This is a genomic window from Streptomyces sp. NPDC060064 (assembly GCF_042736455.1).
Taxonomy (GTDB): Bacteria; Actinomycetota; Actinomycetes; order Streptomycetales; family Streptomycetaceae; genus Streptomyces.
Genome location: NZ_JBHWWF010000021.1, coordinates 112,539 through 132,680 on the forward strand (window position 1 = coordinate 112,539; position 20,142 = coordinate 132,680).

Here is a 20,142-nt window from a genome sequence, read left to right on the forward strand (position 1 = left end):
GTCGTCAAGTCCTCGTGGTCAGACGTCAGTTGGCGACGGAGCCGAAGTATCGGGGGTGCTCGGCGGCGATGGTGTCCCAGTCGGCGTCGTGCGGGAATCGGATGAAGTCCCAGCGGGCGTCGAGCAGCCGCTCCTCGGCGTCCTCGTCGCGCAGGGCCGTCGTCTCGGTGCCGGGAAGGTCGACGAAGACGGCGAGGTTGACATTGGGCAGCCGGTAGACGTAGTCGGCCTGGGCGTTCGCCTCGGTGATCAGCGTCTCGCCGTCGTCGGGCAGGCGCAGGCCCTTCGCCTTGAGCCAGTTCAGGAGGTTGTCCTGGGCGACCGCCTCCCCGACCACGGCCTCCACTGCGGCTTCGCCGGCGGTCGGTGTGCCGGGAGCCTGGTTCAGCAGCCGCTTGAACTGCTCCGTCCGCGACTCCCCACGCTTGTCCCGCTTCGCCGTCGCCGAGGCGAGGCGCAGCAGCAGCTCGCGCACGGTGTGGCGGTTGATGGAGGCGTGGTTGAGCTGGTTGCCGTACGTCAGCAGGCACTCGTAGCAGCCCAGCGCGCACGGCCGATCGGGGTGCGGGCCGCCCAGGTCGTTGCCGTCGGCGTCGAAGTGGCAGATCTCGAGCGCCTTGATTGCCGCCTTCGCGAGGGCGTCCTTCTCCGACTGCAGGCGGCGGAGCACACCCGCGCCACCCTCCGCGGCCTCGGTGAACAGGATGCGGTTGCGCGGGCCGTCGTCCGGCGGGAGGAGTTCGCTGCTGAGCTCGGAGTCCTCCAGCTCGAAGGCGGCCTCGATACCCCGCTCCATTGCGTACATCAGCGAGAGCGCGATCGGTTCGGGCAACGGCTCGTCGAGCGTGACGACGAGGATGTTGCGGCGGTCCTCGACGAACGGGATGACGCGCTTCTTGCGGCGGCGCTCGTTGCCGTCGGCGTCGATGACCGGCATCTCGCTGGAGTCGCCGGACGCCTCGGCGGCGTCGCGGTCGTTCATCCAGCGGCCGTCGGCGAGGTCGAGCCAGTAGCCGGCCGGTTCGTCCTTCTTGGCCCGCACACGCCCAGTGTTGGTGATACGGACGGTCGCGGAGTCGCCGTACGCCACCTCCGCGATCTGCTCTCCGGACGCGTCGGACACCTTCGCGTCCTGGCGGCCCTTGCGGGCACCGTGGTCCTGGAAGCGGTACGACGTCTCAAGCCGGAACCCGGCGCGGCGGCGCTCCTCCTCGTCGGAGGAGATCCGCTCACGGCGGGTCGTGTACACGGTGTGCAGGTGGAACAGGCCGTACGTCGCCGAACCCAACGGCTCGGAGCACATCTCGCAGCGGTCGGCGCGCTCCTTCGGGTCGTGGTGGTATCCACAGTGGGAGCAGCGGCGGGACTCCGTCGTGGCGAGGTCGCCCGAGGCGTCCGGCGGCAGCTGGATTCGGGTCACCTGATAGCGGGCGCCCTCGTGGTAGATCAGCGCGGCGGGACCGAACTCGCGGATGGCGAGGAAGCGGGGGCGCTGAAGGTAGTCGCCGTCGCCGCGGCGCCGACCGACCGTGGGGATGTATGCGGCCAGGGGGAGGCGCGGGAAGGAGTACCCGGGCAGGAAGCCCTCGGAGGCGAGATAGCGGTAGGGGTTGAAGTCGGAGAGCACGGACTTGCTGTCGGCGCTCTCGTTCATCAGCAGGTTCAGCTGGGTCTCGGCCTCACGGCGGCGTCCGTTGGCGCGGATGCGGTCGCCCTCGGTCAGGCTGTAGTCGAGGCGACGCTTGTTCTGGATGTACTGGTCGTCGAGGGCGGCCTTGAACAGGTCGCGCCAGCGGTCGAAGGCGTCGTCGAACCGCGTCGGCACGGTCCGCACCCGGTCCTGGATCCAGTCGTCGTACCACCAGGTGGTCTCCGCGAACAGCGGGAACAACGGCGCGAGCACGCGCAGAGAGGCGTCGACGGTGCGCCGCTGCGCGTCGGAATCGAGCGACGCGGAGTGGATGTCCGGCAGCAGCTTCAGCTCGGGCCGGGGCCGGTCGCCGGTCTCCGGGTACGAGACATCGAGAACCTCCGGGATGGCGCGGCCCAGCTTGAGTCCGGCCTCCGCGATCCAGATGCCCTGCAGGTGGGAGAGGACCAGGTCCTCGTTGGCGAGGTCCAGGCGCGGTGGGGCGACGGCGCCCGCGACCATGCGCTCGGAGCGGCGGAAGTAGTACTGGTCGTGGCTGTTGCCCGTCGCACAGTACGTGGTGACGAGAGCGGGCTGGCCACTACGGCCCGCGCGGCCGCTGCGCTGGGCGTAGTTGGCGGGCGTGGGCGGGACGTTGCGCATCATCACCGCGTTGAGGGAGGAGATGTCGACGCCCAGCTCCATCGTCGGCGAACAGTACAACAGCTTCAACTCAGCCTTACGGAAGGCCTCTTCGCGCTGTTCGCGCTCCTGGGGCGACACCTGAGCGGTGTGCTCTCGGGCGAACAGGCCGGCCAGCTCGCCGGCCGCGTCCTTGTACAGCCCGTGGAAGAAGCTGTTGACGCGCGGCCCGTCGCCGCTCTGGTACGTACGGGTCAGCGGGTCGTGTGCGCCCGTCTCGCCCTTGCCCGCACGCCAGATGAGGGACTGAGCGGCAACCCGGTACCCGATGGCGGCGGGGCCGGCCGGCCTGCGGAAGCGGCCGGCGCGCTGCGGGGCCTCGGAAACCTCCTTCACCAGGCCGGCCTTGGTCAAGACCTTCAGCAGTTCCTCGATGACCAGCTGGAGGTCTTCGTTGTCGAGGTCCTTGAACGCCTTGTCGGTGCGCTTCAGGTATTTGCCGAACTTGCCTCGGGCAGAGAGGAACAGGCTCGCCCGGTCCATGCCGGGGCGGGACGGGTGGGGATAGGCGGTGCCGGCCTTCGGCTTGTCCGAGGCGGAGAGAACCCATGGGTCGATGAGTCGCTCCTCGCTCGCCCGCTGGAGCGAGTCGAAGTCGTCGCGGAAGTAGGAGACGTCGATGGCGAGGCCACGTCGCATCTCGTTGAGCAGCGCCTTCATCACCTCGGCGCGCAGGGCGGGGTCGGCCTCCCGCAGCGCCTGGTGGGTGCCCGCCCAGCGGTCCTGCGTGTCGGCGACCCAGGCCAGGTCCTCGTAGTCGATCTCCAGCAGCCCAGTCTGCTCCAGGTTGGGCATGGTGATGCGCCAGCCGCGCTCCAGGTCCAGGTAGAGCCGGAAGGCCATCACGTCGCGCAGGGTCCGTGCGGCGTTGCGGGCGAGCGCGGGCGGCAGGTCACTCTCGCCCGTGTAGTCGGCCGGGTCGAGTGCAATCGCGTTCGCGACGGAAGAGGCAAGCTCCTCGTGGTGCAGGCCGTCCTCGCCGGCGTCCAGGGCTGCCCGGTACAAGGCACCGCGGAGCTGGGTGATCTGGACGAAGTCGTTGAAGTGACCTGCCTGGAGGGAGGCGTCCTGGCGGTTGTCGACGAACGTGAGGAGCTTGCGCGCCTCCTTGTCGAGGGCCTCCTCAGGAACGGACTTCAGAGAGCGGACGACGGAGGCGGAGATCAGGGAGGTCGCCGAGGAGCGGCCTTCCTGGTCGAGCGTGGCCAGCTTGGCGAAGTCCTTGCCGCGGGTCTGCTCGTAGGCGACGCCGCAGTGCAGGCAGAACAGGAACGGCGAGGGGATGAACGCCGCCTGCAGCTCGCCACGCCCCTCGTAACCGAGCGGGTCGACGGTGACAGCCCGCGGCACACGGTCGCGGTAGGCCTTCTTGACCACTTCCTGGCCCTTGTCGTCCAGCTCCAGCCACGACTCGGGCAGCCGGCGGTCGTCGACGGCGTACTGAGGATTGAGCGGCCACGGGCGGTCGTGGTCGATGTAGAGGTATCCGTCGCCCTGGCGGCCACCGGTCGCGTTGGTGTCGCGGCGCGCCTCGTACCGCACCTCGCCGTTCTTCTCGTCACGCCAGACCGTCAGGTACTCCTGCCCGCACTCGCGGCAGAAGGCGAGCGGCATCAACAACTTGCCGCTGCTGCCGGGCTGTTCGAGCTGGTAGGCGCGGGTGAGATGACGGGAACTCTTGTCCTCGAGGGTGACGTAGACGGTGTCGCCCTTGGAGAGGAACTGATGGAGGCGGAATGCGAACAGGGGGCGTTCGGTGACCGGGTGGCGAGCCTGCGAGCCGGCCTCCAGGGTGGCCCGGATCGCCGCGATGCAGCCTTCCTCGTCGACGCCGGACTGGTCGGCGAGCTCCTTCGCCGCGATCTCGATCTTCGCGGGCTGTTGACGGATCAGACGGCCGGTCCCCTCGTCGGTGGCGAGGCCGAAGCGGGTCTCGATCCAGCGGGCCAGCGGGTCGCGGACAAGGTCGGCGTACGCGCGCGGGGCGGCAGCGGCCGTGAGGCGCTCGGCAGCGACCGTGTCGGGCGCCGGGTCGGTGGCGCGGACCAGGGTCTCGCCTATGACGTGTTCGGGACGGACCCGTGTACCGAAGAGAGTCGTGGCGACCTCCGCCACGACTTTCTTCTGGTTGTCCGGAGTGCCTTCGGTGGACATGGTCGCCGAAGTGCCAATGCACTGCAGATCCTGTGCCTGGCAGGCTTCACGGACGCGGCGGATGAGCAGGGCGACATCGGCGCCCTGGCGGCCGCGGTAGGTGTGGAGCTCGTCGAAGACGAGGAACTCGAGGCCCCGGGCCATCTTGATGAGGCTGGCGCGGTCCGCGGGGCGCGTCAGCATCAGTTCGAGCATCACGTAGTTGGTGAGCAGGATGTCCGGCGGGTTGTCGCGGATCTCCTTGCGGCGCGCGTCGTCCTCCTGGCCGGTGTAGCGGGCGAAGGTGACGGGCTCGCGGCCCTCGCCGTATCCGTCGCGCAGATACTTCTCCAGCTCCTTGAGCTGGCTGTTGGCCAGGGCGTTCATCGGGTAGACGATGATCGCCCGCACACGCTTCTCGGCCTTCGGGCCCTCCTCATCGCGCTCTTTGAGCACCTTGTCGACGATCGGGACCATGTAGGCGAGCGACTTGCCGGATCCGGTGCCGGTCGTCAGCACGTACGAAGCTCCGGACTTGGCAGCGTCGACGGCTTCGCGCTGATGCTGGTGCAGGGTGAGCGGGCGGCCGTCACAGACGGTGCCTCCCTCGGTCTTCTTCGCCTGGAAGATCCGGGCACACTCGTCGTGCAGGACCTTCTGGCCGGCCAGTTCGAGGACGGTGCCGCCGCCGGCGAAGAAGGGGTTGAGGGACAGCCAGGGGTCGGGCCACTGGGACTTGTTGTTCAGGTCCTTCTCGACGAACGCCCTGATCAGCTCGTCACGGATGACGGTGCCGCCCTCGGTGAAAGAGCGGTAGTCCTTGATAAGGGTGCGGTGGACGTTGAAGACGTCCATGCCGGGGGCGGCAGCGCGGCGCGAGCCGGTGGTTTCGGCGGACCGCGCGGGTTCGACGACCGCGGAGGCGATCGGCCCCTCTGCCCGGAGGTTCCTGAGGCCCCGTACGGGATCGAGGGCGGCCCACGTTACGAGCTCCGACGCCTCGCCCTCGAGCTCGGCGAGCGGCAGCAGCGCGTCGCGGACTGTGACGGCGTCGGCCGGGCGGTCCGCCGGGTCCTTGGCCAGCAGCCGGTCGACAAGCCGTGCCAGCTCCTGCGGGATCTCCTGACGGATCAGGCGTACGGGGGTCGGGGCGTCGTGGACGTGCTTCTCGCCGAGTTCGTACGCTCCGTCACCGACAAAGGGAGGGACGCCGGTCAGCATCTCGTACAGCACGCAGCCGAGCGCGTAGAGATCGGCGGCCTGTGTGACGAGCCCGGCCTTGAACTGCTCGGGCGCCATGTAGCGGGCCGTGCCGACAGCAACGCCGGTGCTGGTCAGCCGGGCCTCGTCCGGGTCGTCGGCTATCCGTCCCATACCGAAGTCGAGGACCTTGACGACGCCACCGCGGGTGAGCATGACGTTGCGGGGCTTGAGGTCCCGGTGGATGACGCCCGCGATGTGGGCATGGGAGAGGCCGTCTGCGATCTGGGCTCCGATGGCCGCGGCCCAGGTCAGGGGCAGCTGCCGCTCCTCGTCAATGAGGTCGCCCAGGGTGTCGCCGTCGAGGAGCTCCATCGCGAGATAGGGCAAGCCGCCTTCCTGGGTGGCGTCCACGCCGCCGTCGACGATGCGGGTGAGGTTTGCGTGATCGAGCCGCCGCATGATGCGCACCTCGCGGGCGAACCGCTCCACGGCCTTCGCATCGGCCCGGGTGTCAACGAGAGCACCGGACCGGTGACGCAGGATCAACTTGACGGCGACCAGGCGGTCGGCCGTTCTCTCAGGCGCCTGTAGATCCTCGGCCCGGTGGACCTCCCCCATGTTTCCGGAGTCGATCGGCCCCCGAAGCCGGAATCTCCCTGCGACCGTCTCGAGATCCACTGGCATTCCCTCCTGCGCACTCCCCGCACGGTCCTGATCAGGACTCACCTCGGCGGCCGCCTTTGCCGTAATCACAGCAGGGGCAACCCGACTCGCAGAGCGTACACGAGAACTGGCCCCAGAATCAGGGCAGTTGAGCGTTTACATCGTCAACAGACCAAGCGTAACCTACCGTTGCGGAGCGGGGTCCCCCACTCCACATTCGGAACACGGTCGTCGCGTGAAAGTCGGACGGCATTCAACCTCAAGGCCTCACTCGCTGCCCGTGTCGCAACCTCCAGCGAGCGGCGACCACGGTGTCACACCACTCCCAACCTTGGAAGCGGAGACGGCGAGCCTCGAGCTGGATGACAAACCGCGGGCGCGGCTTGCCTCGGAGCAACTCGGCTGGTACTGCGACTGGAGACCCCCAATTGTTCAGTTCTCAACCACTACCGACACGCGAGAAGTGAAGAAGGTTGTACGGCCACGCACAGAAACAACACAAACGGAGAGGTCTGCTCATCCGTGTGGACGGCCCTCCACTCGAGATCAGTCCGACTGCTCACAAGGGGACCTTGGATCTCGACCGTCTCGGCATCGTCATCGTCAATCGAGCAAGCGCCTGATGTGAGGTGCCCTTGGATACGAGGGAGAGACCGTGCCCCCCGGCGGCTGCTCAGGTCTCCCGACAAGTACTGCTGCGCGGGTAGCCGACGCTCATGAACAACGCGCATGAACAGGACGGTGCACTGTGCGCCGCTGGTGTCTTCGCAACTAGGGCAGAGAGATATGAACCACGCACCCCAGTCCTTCCAGCTCCTTCCCGGCGCCGCCGGCTCGCCGGTGATCCTTCATGTCCCGCACAGCTCGAGGGTCATACCCGAGTCGGTGCGCGACGGCATCGAGCTGGACGACCGCGCACTCGAGCTGGAGCTCGACCACATCACCGACTCACACACTGCGGAGATCGCCGCAGCCGCCGTGGAGGCGGCTCGGATCGCGCCGTGGCGGTTCGTCAACGGGCTTTCGCGCCTGGTGATCGACCCTGAGCGGTTTCCCGACGAGCGCGAGGAGATGCTGGCCGTCGGCATGGGCGCGGTCTATATGCAGACCACGCATCGCGAGCGACTCCGCCCGCCGGGCGCGGACCCCCGGCCGCTGATCGACCGTTACTTCCATCCCTACTCGGAGGCGATGGCCGCTGCGGTCGGCGCGCGGCTGGAGGCTGTCGGCCGTGCCGTCGTCATCGACGTCCACTCGTATCCGACCGAGCGCCTGCCGTACGAGCTGCACGGCGATGGCCCGCGGCCGCCGGTCTGCCTGGGTACGGACGACTTCCACACCCCTGAGGAGCTGCTCGCCCACGCGGAGGAGGTGTTCGCCTACTTCGGCGGTACGGGGGTCTATAGCCCCTTCGCCGGGACGTATGTGCCGCTGAAGTGCTACGGCAAGGACCCGCGCGTGAGCGCCCTGATGATCGAGATCCGGCGGGACACGTACATGTCGGAACCGGGCGGGGCGGCGGGCCCCGGACTCATCTCCCTCGCCGCCTCGCTGGCGGGTCTGGTCGACGCGCTGTCGGCCTGAGTCGGAACCTGGTCCGAGTCAGGACCACGTCCGTCCCGCCGCCCACACCGCCAGTTCGTCCTGCGGGCCCTTCAGCAGGGCCGCCGAAGGTACTGTCGCGCCGTTCGTCACCATGGCGTGGTGCACGGCCGCCCACGTGCTGCTGCGCGGTGAGCAGGAGGCGGCGGCTGCCCGTCCGTCCCACCCAGCTCTGGAGCCACGGCAATGGGGGTGGTGCTGTCAGCGACCGCGCCCCCCTGCCCGGCGACCGCCTGCCCGCAGTCTCAGGCTCCGTCGCGGATGGCGGAGAGCAGACGGGCACACCGTGCGCTCATGTCGTGCGCGGACAGGTCGGGGTGGGACACCCACCAGCCGACGAGGGCGCTGACCGTGCCCGTCCACACATGCTTGAGGGCGTCCGCGTCGAGGGCGTCGTCATTGCCGTGGCCGCGCAGCAGCGCGGCGGTGCCGGAGGCCGCCAGGTCGTCGATGGCCGCGCGGTGGCGGTGGGCGGCGCGCCACGGTTCGGAGCCGGGTGGCAGGGTCCGGTCGTACAGCACGAACCAGGCGTGCCGCTGTTCCTCCAGCGTTTCGAAGACCGCGGTGAGGACCGCGTGGGGCAGCCGGTCCCCCGACGGGCTCGACGCCATGGCCGCGTTGATCGCCGCGAGGAGGCGGTGGCCGATGTGTTCGAGACAGGCCGCGTAGAGGCCGTCCTTGGAGCCGAAGTACGTGTACAGCATCGGCTTGGTGACGCCGACGCGCCGGGCGATCGCGGCCATCGACGCCGCGGCGTGGCCGTGCCTGCCGAACTCCTCCAGGGCCGCGGACACGATCTGTTCCTCGCGGCGGGCGCGCGGGACACCCTTGGTCCCCGCGCCGCGGCTCCGGCCCCGGGTTTCTGGCGCACCGCCACCGGCGGACGCGACGGAGTCTGCCGGATCAGGTGCGGCCGAGGCTCTTGCAGTGGTCATGGCAGAGACTATACGTTGCGGTAACTTACCAAGGGGTAAATTACCGAGAGGTCAATACACGTGGTCGACAGCACTTCGCCCGTGACTCCGCCCGTGTCCCACTCCAACTCCTCGCGGAACCGCTCCTGGTGGGGGTGGGGTACCGCGGACAAAGCACTGCCCGACACCGAATGCACCGCACTCGGCGGGCTGGTCCCGGGCTCGGCGGCCACCCCACTGCCGGTGCCGGACATCTCCGCCCTCGAACTGCCCAAGGTGCGCATCGAGCCGCCCTCCGCGCTCGCCCCTCTGATGTCGGCCGCTCCACGGGACCGGGCATCGCACACCTACGGCAAGGCGTACCGCGATGTGGTCCGGGCCCTGAACGGAGACCTCTCGGCCGCACCCGACCAGGTCGCCCACCCACGCACCGAGCAGGATGTGATCGATGTCCTCGACTGGGCGGCGGACGCGGACGTCGCCGTCGTGCCGTACGGAGCGGGCAGTTCGGTCGTCGGCGGGGTCGAGTACCGCGCGGACCGGCACCGCGGTGTGGTGTCACTGGACCTCTCGTCCCTGGGCCGCGTACTGGAGATCGACCCTGTCAGCCGGGCCGCCCGGATCCAGGCCGGCGCCCTGGGCCCCGACCTCGAAGCGCAACTGCGGCCGCACGGACTCACCCTGCGCCACTTCCCGCAGAGCTTCGAGTTCTCCACCCTGGGCGGCTGGCTGGCCACCCGTGCCGGCGGGCACTACGCCACGCTCTACACCCACATCGACGACCTGGTGGAGTCGCTGCGCGTGGTGACGCCCGTCGGAGTCAACGAATCGCTGCGGCTGCCAGGTTCGGGAGCGGGCCCCTCCCCCGACCGGATGTTCCTGGGGTCCGAGGGCACGCTCGGCGTTATCACCGAGGCCTGGATGCGGCTCCAGGACCGCCCGCGTCACAAGACGTCGGCCACGGTGCCGTTCAGTGACGTCCACGCCGCGATGAACGCCGTACGCGCCATCGCGCAGTCGGGCCTGCACCCGGCCAACTGCCGGCTGCTCGACCCCGGGGAGGCCACTCTGGCAGGTGTCGCGCGGGACGGCGAGAGCGTGCTCGTCCTCGGTGTGGAGTCGGCCCATTCGCCCGTCGGCGAGCGCCTCGCCGAACTCGTCACCCTGGCCCGTGACCACGGCGGCTCACCCGCTCCGGCTGCCACCGACGCCGAAGACTCCGCCGCCGGCACCTGGCGCTCGGCGTTCCTGCGGATGCCGTACCTCCGTGACGCGCTTGCCCGGATGAGCGTGATCACCGAGACGTTCGAGACGGCCTGCACCTGGGACCGCGCACCGGGACTGTACGAGTCGGTGCGCAGGGACCTGGGAGACGTCGTACGGGAGGTGACGGGCGCCGCCGGCACGATCAACTGCCGTTTCACCCATGTCTACCCGGACGGGCCCGCGCCGTACTTCACCGTGATCGCGCCGGGGCGGCGCGGCGAGGAAGTCGCGATGTGGGACGAGATCAAGTCCGCGGCGATGCGGATCCTCACCGACCACGGCGCGACCGTCACCCACCATCACGCGGTCGGCCGCGACCACCGGCCGGGCTACGACCGCCAGCGTCCTGAGCCGTTCGCCCACGCCCTCCGGGCCGTGAAGCAGTCGCTCGACCCAGCCGGAATTCTCAACCCGGGCGTGCTTTTCGATCCGGCGGTTGCCGGCTGACAGGGGCATTCGCGAGAGTTCCCTGTTGCCGGCTGACAGGGGCGTTCGCGGGAGTTCAGCGTGCGGCCGGCGCCGCGGCGACGGCCGGGAGGGTGGTTCGAACCCGGGCGACGACGAGCGTGCGGACAGCGAGCATACGGACAGCGCCGCCCGGCCGAATCCCATGCGCGCACGCGACATCGGCGGCCAGTCCCGCATGTCCGCTGCCGAGCAGGCATGTCGTTGCCGCCGCGCTCATGCTGCTGTCGGTGATCCCGATCCACGTCGCCCAGCGGCTGTCGAGCGACACGGCCCCGGGCAGCCGGATCCGAGCGGCACGGAACCCGGCCCGCCGGTCGGCCGCCGACTTCGCCGCGCGGCGGAACTCCTGCCTTCCGCCGCACGCTCGAGTCACTCGCCCCACCAGCGGCCGACCGCCCACGCCAGGGCGTAACCGGCGCTGTTGAGGGCGCAGTGCAGCGCCACCGGCGGGATCAGGCTGCCCGGCCGGCGGCGCAGCTCGCAGAACACCACACCCGCGAGGGCGGTGCCGGCGACCGCCGCGGCCACCGACAGCGCGACCCCGGTCCCGCCCGTACCGAAGACCGCTTCCACTGCCGCGTTCGAGCGTGTGAGCCCGCGGGACGGCTGAATGTGCCACAGCCCGAAGAGCCCCGAGGAGACGGCGGTGGCCCAGGCGGCGCCCCACCGTCTCCGCATCATGGCCCACAGCACTCCCCGGAACGCGATCTCCTCCAGCAGCACGGTCCCGAACGGCACCCGCACCAGCACGCGGTACACCAGCTGCCCGCCCGACAGTTCCGCGGCGCGCTCGTCCTGGAATGCCTCACGGGTGAACGGCAGGGCAAGTGCCACCAGATAGATCAGAACGACGGCTCCGGCCAGGACCAGTCCCCAGCGCAGGCCTCTCCGCGCCGACGCACGGCCGAGCCCCAGCTCGTCCCATGTGATCCCGGCCCGCCGGGCGATCAGCACGAGCGCGGCGGCGGTGGTCACGCAGACAGGGACGTACAGCTCGGGCCCGAGCCGGTTGACGAGCGTATTCGCGGCCGCGAGCACCACCACGGCCAGAATGAGCATCCGCATGGTCACGCCAGAATGCCCGATCCCCCAGGGGGTTGTGGGCTACTGGTTCGTTAGCTCACTCTTGTGAGTGATAGTGCACTTTGGTGAGTGTTGTTACGGTCGGGTGCATGAACCTCAAGGAGTGGGCGCAGGCGCAGGGTGTGCATCCGCAGACTGCGTATCGCTGGTTCCGCGAGGGTATTTTGCCGGTTCCGGCTGAGCGGGTCGGGCTGCGCACGATTCTGGTGAATGTCGAGGCCAATACCGCGCCGGACGTGGTCGGTGGTGTCGGTCTGTATGCCCGCGTCTCTTCGCACGGCCAGAAGGCGGACCTGGAGCGCCAGGTCGCGCGGCTGTCGCGGTGGGCGGCCAAGGCCGGTCATCGGGTGGTGCGGGTGGAATCCGAGGTCGGTTCCGGCATGAACGGTGGTCGCACGAAGGCCCGTAGGCTGCTGGCCGATCCGGATGTGACGACCGTGGTGGTGGAGCACAAGGACCGGCTCGGCAGGGTGAATACCGAACTGGTCGAGGCCGCACTGTGCGCCCATGGCCGCCGGCTCGTCGTGCTGGATGACGGGGAAGTGGAAGACGATCTGGTGCGCGACATGGTCGAGGTGCTGACCTCCTTCTGTGCCCGCCTGTACGGGCGGAGGTCGGCGAAGAACCGGGCGCAGAAGGCAGTTGAGGCGGCTGAGCGTGGCTGAGCCGAAGAAGCTGCGCACGATCGCTCCGTCGTTTGTGGCCCCGGGGCCGTCCGGTGTAGCGGTACGCGACCGCCTGCGGAGCCTGACCCTCCAGGACGAGAACGTCCTGCGGCTGGTGGGCGAGCATATGGGCACGCTCGCGTCCCGCGACCTCAAGGCCCGATGCGCAGACGGCCTTGAACACGACAGTGAGACGTGGGCGGCCCGCAAACGGGGCCTGACGGCGGTGTCTTCGTCACGGTGGGCCGGATCGGTCACCAAGAGCACGCATGATCAGTGGGCGCTCGCCCGCCGCTGCCTCGCCGCTTGCATCCACAGCCTGGAAGCCGGAATCAAGACGCTGCAACACCGACTGTCCCTGCCCTTGGGGGAGCGCGGATCCAAGCAGGCTCCGGGTGGCTACCGGTCCAAAGGCGAGTGGTTTCACAAGTCCCGGCGCCTGGCCGCTCTTCAGGCCCGGCATGCTGCCGCGCTCGCGGACTGGCAGGCCGGGCGCGTACGCGTAGTACGGGGCGGTAAGCGACTGCTCAACACCCGCCACAACCTGGAGAAGGCCAATCTCACCGCCGAGGAGTGGCGGGACCGCTGGGGAGCCGAGCGCATGTTCTTGTCGGCGGACGGGGAGTCGGGGAAGCGGTTCGGGAACGAAACGATCCGCATCACCCCGCACGGCGAGATCGCCATCAGACTGCCCGTGCCGCTTGCCCACCTGGCCAACGCCGAACATGGCAGGTACATCCTCGCCTGCACCGTCGCGTTCAAGCACCGGGGGCAGGAGTGGGCCGACCGCATCGTCGCGAACCGTGCCGTTGCGTACCGCATCCATCACGACGTCGGCCGCGACCGCTGGTATGTGACCGCCTCGTGGCAGCGCCCACTCCTCCAGACGATCCCGCTCGACGCCGCGCTGTCCTCCGGTTGTATCGGTGTCGACACCAATGACGATCACCTCGCCGCCTGGCAGCTCGACACCCACGGCAACCCGGTAGGTGAACCCCACCGCTTCTTCTACGACCTCTCGAGGACGGCCGATCACCGCGACGCGCAGATCCGCCACGCCTTGACCCGCCTGCTCCACTGGGCCAAGCGGGTCGGCGTCCAGGCCATCGCGATCGAGGACCTGGACTTCACGCAGGCCAAGACCCGGGAGAAGCACGGCCGGAACAAGCGGTTTCGGCGGCTGCTCTCCCGCTTCCCCACCGCGAAACTCAAAGCCCGGCTCATCTCCATGGCCACCGAGCAGGGCCTCGCGATCGTCGCGGTCGACCCGGCCTATACCTCCCGCTGGAGCGGCCAGCACTGGCAGAAACCGCTGACCACCCCAGAACGTAGGACGACCCGTCACGATGCCGCCGGCATCGCGATCGGGCGACGCGCCCTCGGACATCCGATCAGGCGACGGACGACACCGCCCCCGCAACACCAGAGCGATGCCGCGGGGCATCGGACCGTCCAGGCCCGACCGCAGACCCGAGGGCGGGACGGAAACCGCCCACCCGCCACGGACCGCACCCCTGGAGGTACGTCGCCGAACGGGACGAGAAAGCGGAGACCCAATGCATCCAACACCGTTCGGGATGCGCCCAGTTCGCAGCAGTGGGTCCAAGACTCACTTACGCACACTGGCTAGGAACGGTCTCCCCGCAACTCGCCGCTCAGCAGACCACAGCGGTGATTGACGCGCCGGACCCGGTCTCACCGCGCTCGCCTCGGCTCCGGCCGAGTCGGTCACCGCCGCCGGCACCCTGTCCCAGCCGTAGGACATCAGGACGTCAGCCGCGGCCCTCCGACCACGCCGCCAGTTCCTCTCGCGCCGCTTGCAGCAGTTCGGCGGAGGGCGCCGCCGCGCCATTGGTGATCAGGGCGTGGTGGAGGACCGTCGCGTTCGGTGCGGTGAGCAGGAGGCGGCGGCTGCCGGTGCCGCCGGGTTCGGGGGCCGCGGCGATGGGGGTGCCCCGGTCGTACGACGGGAGACCGTGAGCCTTGCCGAGGTCGGAGACCACCGTCGTCCGGGCGGGGTCGAACGAGGCGGGGAGGTGCAGCTCCGTGGGGGCCGCCGAGGCGTTCGACTTCCAGAGGAGCAGGGCGTACTGGCCCGAACCGACGAGCTCCGAGACCCGCGGGAGCGATTTCGGGACGGGGTTCCAGGTGAGTGTGGTGGAGCCGTCGCGGGAGCGGTCCTCGTAGGTGAAGGCGACGGTGTGCCCCGCGGTGGCGCTGGGGTAGAGGCGGTCCAGCAGCCGGGCGTCCTGGCGCAGCACCGCCGCGCCGGAGTCGTCGAGGCGGACGGCCGACAGGTCCTCCTCGTTCCAGGCGTCCGCGGCGGTCAGGACCTTGTCGGGGTTGCCGTTCATCAGCTCGTGGTGACGGCCGTGGTAGATGTCCCACTGCCATTGCGAACCGGACAGCACCGGCCCCGACTGCTCGGGCTTCGACCACCAGGTGGCGCCGGGCAGCCGGGAGTCCAGGGCCTGGTACATCGCTTTGCCGACCGTCGGGGCCTTGTCGGAGACCGTGCCGGTCAGCGGATGGCCGAACTCGCTGACGACCGCCGCTGTCGCGGAGGCGGCCGCGCGGTCACGGACGGCGCCGAAGTGCCCGGCGTACTGGCCGTCGGCGGCCTTGCCCCACATGAAGACGCCGGAGATCGCCTTCTGGTCGTAGAAGTGGGTGTTGAAGACATACCGCGAGCCGAGCACGCCGGCGTCGAGGAGGCCGCCCTCCTGCTTCTGGAAGAAGAGATTGGAGTTCCAGAAGAGGTTCGGCTCCACGAAGGCGGGCTTGTTCTGCCACCCGGCCGCGTCCATGCGCGCCCGGAACCTCGTATAGAAGGGCCAGAGCACGTCCCGCTCCCACATGCGGCTGCTCTGGCCGGAGTCGTACGAGCCGGCGTGCGGCTCGTTGTACGGGTCGAAGCCTGCGACCGCCGCGAACTCGGCGCCGTCGAGGTGTTCGGCGAAGTAGGTCATCGTCGCCTGAGCCGTCGCCAGGAAGGCGTCCTGGACCCCGCCGCGGTTGTGCCAGAAGTCGTACGCCGCCCGCTTCACGGCCTCGTTCTGAGTGATGTTCTGGCCCCAGAAGAGACAGATCCCGCACGACTCGCGTGGATAGCCACCCGCCTCAACCACCCATTTGGGAGCTCCGTCGCCGGTGTACCAGCTGCCTTCGTTGAACAGGTGCCGGGAGTAGAGGTCCTGGTGGAAGTCGGGGTAGACGCGGACGCCGGCCTTCAGGAAGGCCCGCATCTGTGCGGTGGCGGCGGCGAGGTACGCGCGGTCCACCTGGCCTCGTACGGGTTCGGCGTGGGCCCACGACAGCAGGAAGCGCGCGCTGTTGCCACCGCCGAGCGCGCGCAGCGCGGTCGCGGACTTCTCGGCATCGGCGACGGAGGCGAAGGGCAGTCCGCCGTTCTCCTCCAGCTTGGTCTCGCCGGAGACGTTGTAGCCACGGAGTACCACCTCGCGACCGAGGCCGTCGGTGAAGCGTCCGTGGTCGACCGTGAACGCCGCGGCCGCCTGCTCGTCGAACCAGAGTGAGCCGGGCAGCGGCGCGGCAGCGGACGGCGCGGCGGCGGACGGCGCGCCTTCGACGGTCAGGGACGTGGCCAGCAGGATGAGGACACCGATCAGACGCATGCGCATCTTCGACATGCCCACCACAATCTTGACGGACCGTCAGATTGTCAATGGCGTCGAGACCCCCACACACCGCACTTTCGACCGGAATCGACCATTCCGCCCGGGTCCGGCGCAGCTCCGTTATACGGCTATTTCACTTCTCCGGGTGGCCGAACCACTTTCTCCGAAATGGGCACCCATAAGACCGAGTAACACCCTCTCAACACCTGCCGGAAACACTCCCTACACATAGACGCCTGCGGCGCGCGCGACACCTGACACAAGGAGGGGTTCTTCAGTGAATCTGCACACGGAATACGCAGGCGTCACACGGCCTCCGGTGCACCCTCCCCGTGCTGACCTGCCCATCCGTCGTTTGATGCGGGAATGTCCCCTTCGGCGCCAAGGGGGCGCCGGTTCAGCGCAATTGAGCTGTGCGGATACGTGAAGAAGATGACCCCAATCCATGGATGCGCGTGCACGCGACGTTATTCAACGGCCCTGTACCGCCCCGATCGGGAGCTGTCCGATTCGCCGCACAACGCGCCTGCGTGCTTTGATCCTTCGCACTGCGGGAGTCGAAAGACTCCATCGCAGCAATTCGAGTTAGTCATGCGAAGGGAAGCTCATCATGAACTCCACCCCCCAGGTTGAGACCCAGGTAATCTCCGACGCCGACCTGGACAACGTGTCCGGTGGTCTGGTGGGCCAGGCTGCGGGCGCCCTCACCGGCACCGTCGACTCCGTCGTCCCGGTCTCCGGTGTCCTCGGCGCCGCCTCCGGCACCGTCGGCTCCGTCGTCGGCACCGCCGAGGGCCTCACCGGTCTGAACACCGCCGGCGTCACGGGCCTCGTCGCCGGTCTCTGAGCCGGTCCTGTGCCGCTGAGAGCGGCACAGCCAAGCGGTGACTACGGCTCGTCGGCGTTCCCCTCCTGCCGACGCGCCGGACCTCATGCCCCGGATCCCCCACGGGTCCGGGGCATGCGGCCGCCGCCCGCGCGCCACCATGGGTGCGCGCTGACCCCCCGAAGAACCAGTGCAGTTGAGGGAAGAGTGTCGTGCAGTTCCGCCAACAGGCCCTTTCCAAGCTGCAGTCGCCCGAGGACATCGATCTGCCGGTGCGTTTCGCCCGGCCACAGGGCTGGCTCGTCCTGACCGTCACGGTCATCGTCATGATCGGCGCATCCGTCTGGGCACTGACCGGCTCCGTGTCGTCCACCATCGGCGCACCCGGAATCCTCACTCATGCGCAGGGCAGCTACGTCCTGCAGAGCCCCGTCGCGGGCCAGGTCACCGACGTACTCGCCGAGGAAGGCCAGCGGGTTCCCGCCAACACGCCCCTGGTGAAGGTCCGTACGGCGCAGGGCAGCACGGTCGTCCGCACGATCGCCGCAGGCCGGCTGACCACACTCGCCGCCACGATCGGCTCCGTGGTCACGACCGGATCGGATGTGGCGGCCGTGGAGCGGGTCGACAAGGCCGACGATCCCCTGATGGCGATGCTGTACGTGCCGGCCGACAGCGGATCGACGGTGCCCGTGGGCGCGACGGTGGACATCACCGTCCAGTCGGTGCCGACGCAGCAGTACGGCGTGCTGCGCGGCAAGGTGAAGGCCGTCGGCCGGACCGCCCAGACCCGCCAGCGGATCACCGCCCTCCTCGGCAGCAGCCAGTTGGGCGAGCAGTTCTCGCAGCACGGCCAGCCCGTCGCGGTCCTGGTGCGCCTGGACCGGTCGTCGCAGACCAAGTCCGGTTACGCCTGGTCCTCTTCGGACGGTCCGCCGTACGCGGTCGACTCCATGACCCTGGCCACCGGGGCCATCCATCTGGCCGAGCAGCATCCGATCGATTGGCTGCTTCCATGACCGCGCAGCAGCAACTGCCACCGGCGGGCCGCGGCCGGCACCGCCCCGAGAACGCGCCGACCCCTGGGCGCCGTGCGCGCCGCGCCCCCGCCCCTGCCCCCAAGGTCAAGAAACGGAGGACCGTTCGTACGCCCACCGTCCTCCAGATGGAGGCCCTGGAGTGCGGTGCCGCCTCGCTGGCCATGGTGCTCGCGCACTACGGGCGGCATGTCCCGCTCGAGGAGCTGCGTATCGCGTGCGGCGTCTCCCGCGACGGCTCGCGGGCCAGCAATCTGCTGAAGGCCGCGCGCAGTTACGGTCTGCAGGCCAAGGGCATGCAGATGGAACCGGCAGCGCTCGCCGAGGTGCAGGCTCCGGCCATCCTTTTCTGGGAGTTCAACCACTATGTCGTCTACGACGGCATGGGACGCAAGCTCGGCCGCCGGGGCGTTCACATCAACGACCCCGACAAGGGCCGCCGCTTTGTGGCGATGGAGGACTTCGACACCAGCTTCACCGGTGTCGCCCTGGTCTTCGAGCCCGCCGACAACTTCCGCCGCGGCGGCCGCAAGCCGGGAGTCATGGGCGCCGTGCCCGCGAGGCTGCGGGGCACGAAGGGCACCCTGCTGGCCTCGTTGCTGGCCAGCCTTCTGCTCGTCGCGGTCGGCGCGGCGGTGCCCGCGCTGAGCCGTACGTACATCGACATGTTCCTGATCGGCAATCAGACCTCGCTGCTGGGACCACTCTTCGCGTCGATGGCCGCGATGATCGGGCTCACCGCCGTACTGACCGGTCTTCAGCAGGCGAACCTGCTGCGCGGACGCATCATCTCGTCCACGCTCAGCAGCGCCCGGTTCCTGCGGCATCTGCTGAGACTGCCGGTCACGTTCTTCGCCCAGCGCAGCCCGGCCGATCTGGTCCAGCGTCTGCAGTCCAACGACGCGGTGGCCGAAACACTGGCGAGAGACCTCGCCGCCGCGGGTGTCGACGGGGTCGTGGTGATCCTCTACGCCGTCCTGCTGTGGACGTACGACCCTCAACTGACCGTCATCGGCGTGCTGATCGCACTGCTCAATGTGGTCGCGATGCGCATCGTGATCCGGCTGCGGGCCACCCACACCCAGAAGCTGCGCGCGGACAGCGCCAGGCTGACCAACACCTCGTACACCGGCCTTCAGCTGATCGAGACCATGAAGGCCACCGGCGGTGAGAACGGCTACTTCCGGCGCTGGGCCGGCCAGCACGCCACCACGCTGGAGGAACAGCAGCGGCTGGGCGTGCCGAGCGCGGCCCTGGCCGTCGTCGCCCCCACCCTCGCGGCGCTCAACAGTGCGCTGATCCTCTGGATCGGCGGACTGCGGGCGGTGGAAGGCCATATCTCGATCGGTCTGCTCGTCGCCTTCCAGGCGCTGGTGACCCGCTTCACCGCGCCGATCACCCGGCTGAACGGAGTGGCGGGCAGGATTCAGGACTTCGCGGCCGATGTGGCCCGGCTGAAGGACGTCGAGAGCTTCCCGGTCGACTCGCTGTACTCGCGCCGGGAGCGGGATGCGAGCACGCGCAGGCTCAAGGGCCATGTGACGCTGGAGAACATCACCTTCGGCTACAGCCCACTGGACAAGCCGCTGCTCAGCGGCTTCTCGCTGACCGTCGGTCCGGGTCGGCAGGTCGCCCTCGTCGGCGGATCCGGGAGCGGCAAGTCCACCGTCTCGCGGCTGATCTCCGGCCTGTACAGCCCGTGGGAGGGGACCATCCGGATCGACGGGCAGCGCCTGGAGGACATTTCCCGCAGCGCGCTGGCCGCCTCGGTCTCCTTCGTCGACCAGGATGTCTTCCTCTTCGAAGGCACCGTCCGGGACAACGTGGCGCTGTGGGACCCGTCGATAACCGACGAGGCCGTCGTCACTGCTCTGAAGGACGCCGCCCTCTTCGACGACGTGATCGCACGGCGGCCCGACGGCATCCACAGCCGGGTCGAGCAGGACGGCCGCAATTTCTCCGGCGGGCAGCGGCAGCGTCTGGAGATCGCCCGGGCGCTGGTCCGGCGGCCGAGCATCCTCGTCCTCGACGAGGTGACGAGCGCTCTGGACGCGCAGACGGAGCAGACCATCATCGACAATCTGCGGCGGCGCGGCTGCGCGTGCGTCGTGATCGCCCACCGGCTGAGCACGGTGCGCGACAGCGACGAGATCGTGGTCCTCGACCACGGTTCGGTCGTCGAGCGTGGCCGGCACGAGGACCTGGTCGCCGCCGGGGGCCCGTACGCCGAGCTGGTCAAGGAGCACTGACGTGTCATCCGTACATCCGTCCGCTCAACCGTCCAGTCACCCGTCCGCTCAACCGTCCACTCA

General features: G+C 69.2%; 12 protein-coding genes. 7 read left to right on the plus strand and 5 right to left on the minus strand.

Annotated elements, in window-relative coordinates; all coding sequences use genetic code 11:
* Positions 1-25: 25 nt before the first annotated feature.
* The gene (locus tag ACFWDI_RS24590; protein ID WP_385306921.1) at positions 26-6,286 is read right to left on the minus strand and encodes a protein kinase; all 6,261 of its coding nucleotides are present in this window, start codon (positions 6,284-6,286) and stop codon (positions 26-28) included.
* An 831-nt stretch (positions 6,287-7,117) separates the two neighbouring features.
* Between ACFWDI_RS24590 and ACFWDI_RS24595 the strand changes: the two genes are divergently transcribed.
* Positions 7,118-7,915 carry an N-formylglutamate amidohydrolase gene (locus tag ACFWDI_RS24595; protein WP_385306859.1) on the plus strand — a complete coding sequence of 266 codons (798 nt, stop codon included), beginning with the start codon at positions 7,118-7,120 and terminating at the stop codon, positions 7,913-7,915.
* Positions 7,916-8,178: 263 nt separating this feature from the next.
* Here the strand turns inward: ACFWDI_RS24595 and ACFWDI_RS24600 are convergent, their stop codons facing one another.
* A complete protein-coding gene (locus ACFWDI_RS24600; protein WP_385306861.1) occupies positions 8,179-8,868 on the minus strand; it encodes a TetR/AcrR family transcriptional regulator in 690 nt (229 codons plus the stop codon).
* A gap of 60 nt (positions 8,869-8,928) precedes the next feature.
* Between ACFWDI_RS24600 and ACFWDI_RS24605 the strand changes: the two genes are divergently transcribed.
* Positions 8,929-10,560: an FAD-binding oxidoreductase gene (locus tag ACFWDI_RS24605; RefSeq protein WP_385306863.1), complete on the plus strand. Its 1,632-nt coding sequence runs from the start codon at positions 8,929-8,931 to the stop codon at positions 10,558-10,560.
* A gap of 55 nt (positions 10,561-10,615) precedes the next feature.
* Here ACFWDI_RS24605 and ACFWDI_RS24610 read toward each other — a convergent pair whose 3' ends face one another.
* Entirely contained in the window at positions 10,616-10,954 is a 339-nt protein-coding gene (locus ACFWDI_RS24610; protein ID WP_385306865.1) for a hypothetical protein, read from the minus strand.
* Complete coding sequence (locus tag ACFWDI_RS24615) at positions 10,951-11,646, minus strand: CPBP family intramembrane glutamic endopeptidase (RefSeq protein ID WP_385306867.1); 696 nt, start codon at positions 11,644-11,646, stop codon at positions 10,951-10,953. Before ACFWDI_RS24615 ends, ACFWDI_RS24610 begins: the two co-directional genes overlap by 4 nt.
* Before the next feature lie 107 nt (positions 11,647-11,753).
* Between ACFWDI_RS24615 and ACFWDI_RS24620 the strand changes: the two genes are divergently transcribed.
* Together ACFWDI_RS24620 and ACFWDI_RS24625 are read left to right on the plus strand one after the other, a co-directional pair.
* A complete protein-coding gene (locus tag ACFWDI_RS24620; RefSeq protein ID WP_385306869.1) occupies positions 11,754-12,329 on the plus strand; it encodes an IS607 family transposase in 576 nt (191 codons plus the stop codon).
* Positions 12,322-13,959, plus strand: coding sequence for an IS200/IS605 family accessory protein TnpB-related protein (locus tag ACFWDI_RS24625; protein WP_385306871.1), 1,638 nt, complete (start codon positions 12,322-12,324; stop codon positions 13,957-13,959). The genes ACFWDI_RS24620 and ACFWDI_RS24625 overlap by 8 nt, the downstream gene beginning before the upstream one ends.
* Positions 13,960-14,101: 142 nt before the next feature.
* Here the strand turns inward: ACFWDI_RS24625 and ACFWDI_RS24630 are convergent, their stop codons facing one another.
* The gene (locus ACFWDI_RS24630) at positions 14,102-15,979 is read right to left on the minus strand and encodes an endoglycosylceramidase (protein WP_385306873.1); all 1,878 of its coding nucleotides are present in this window, start codon (positions 15,977-15,979) and stop codon (positions 14,102-14,104) included.
* 598 nt (positions 15,980-16,577) lie between these two features.
* Here ACFWDI_RS24630 and ACFWDI_RS24635 point away from each other — a divergent pair.
* From ACFWDI_RS24635 to ACFWDI_RS24645, 3 genes are all read left to right on the plus strand, one after another.
* Positions 16,578-16,814 carry a type A2 lantipeptide gene (locus ACFWDI_RS24635; protein WP_385306874.1) on the plus strand — a complete coding sequence of 79 codons (237 nt, stop codon included), beginning with the start codon at positions 16,578-16,580 and terminating at the stop codon, positions 16,812-16,814.
* A 191-nt stretch (positions 16,815-17,005) separates the two neighbouring features.
* Entirely contained in the window at positions 17,006-17,812 is an 807-nt protein-coding gene (locus ACFWDI_RS24640) for an HlyD family efflux transporter periplasmic adaptor subunit (protein ID WP_385306876.1), read from the plus strand.
* Positions 17,809-20,079 (plus strand): NHLP family bacteriocin export ABC transporter peptidase/permease/ATPase subunit, encoded by a 2,271-nt coding sequence (locus ACFWDI_RS24645; RefSeq protein ID WP_385306878.1) that lies wholly within the window; start codon positions 17,809-17,811, stop codon positions 20,077-20,079. Before ACFWDI_RS24640 ends, ACFWDI_RS24645 begins: the two co-directional genes overlap by 4 nt.
* The last annotated feature ends 63 nt before the right edge of the window (positions 20,080-20,142 follow it).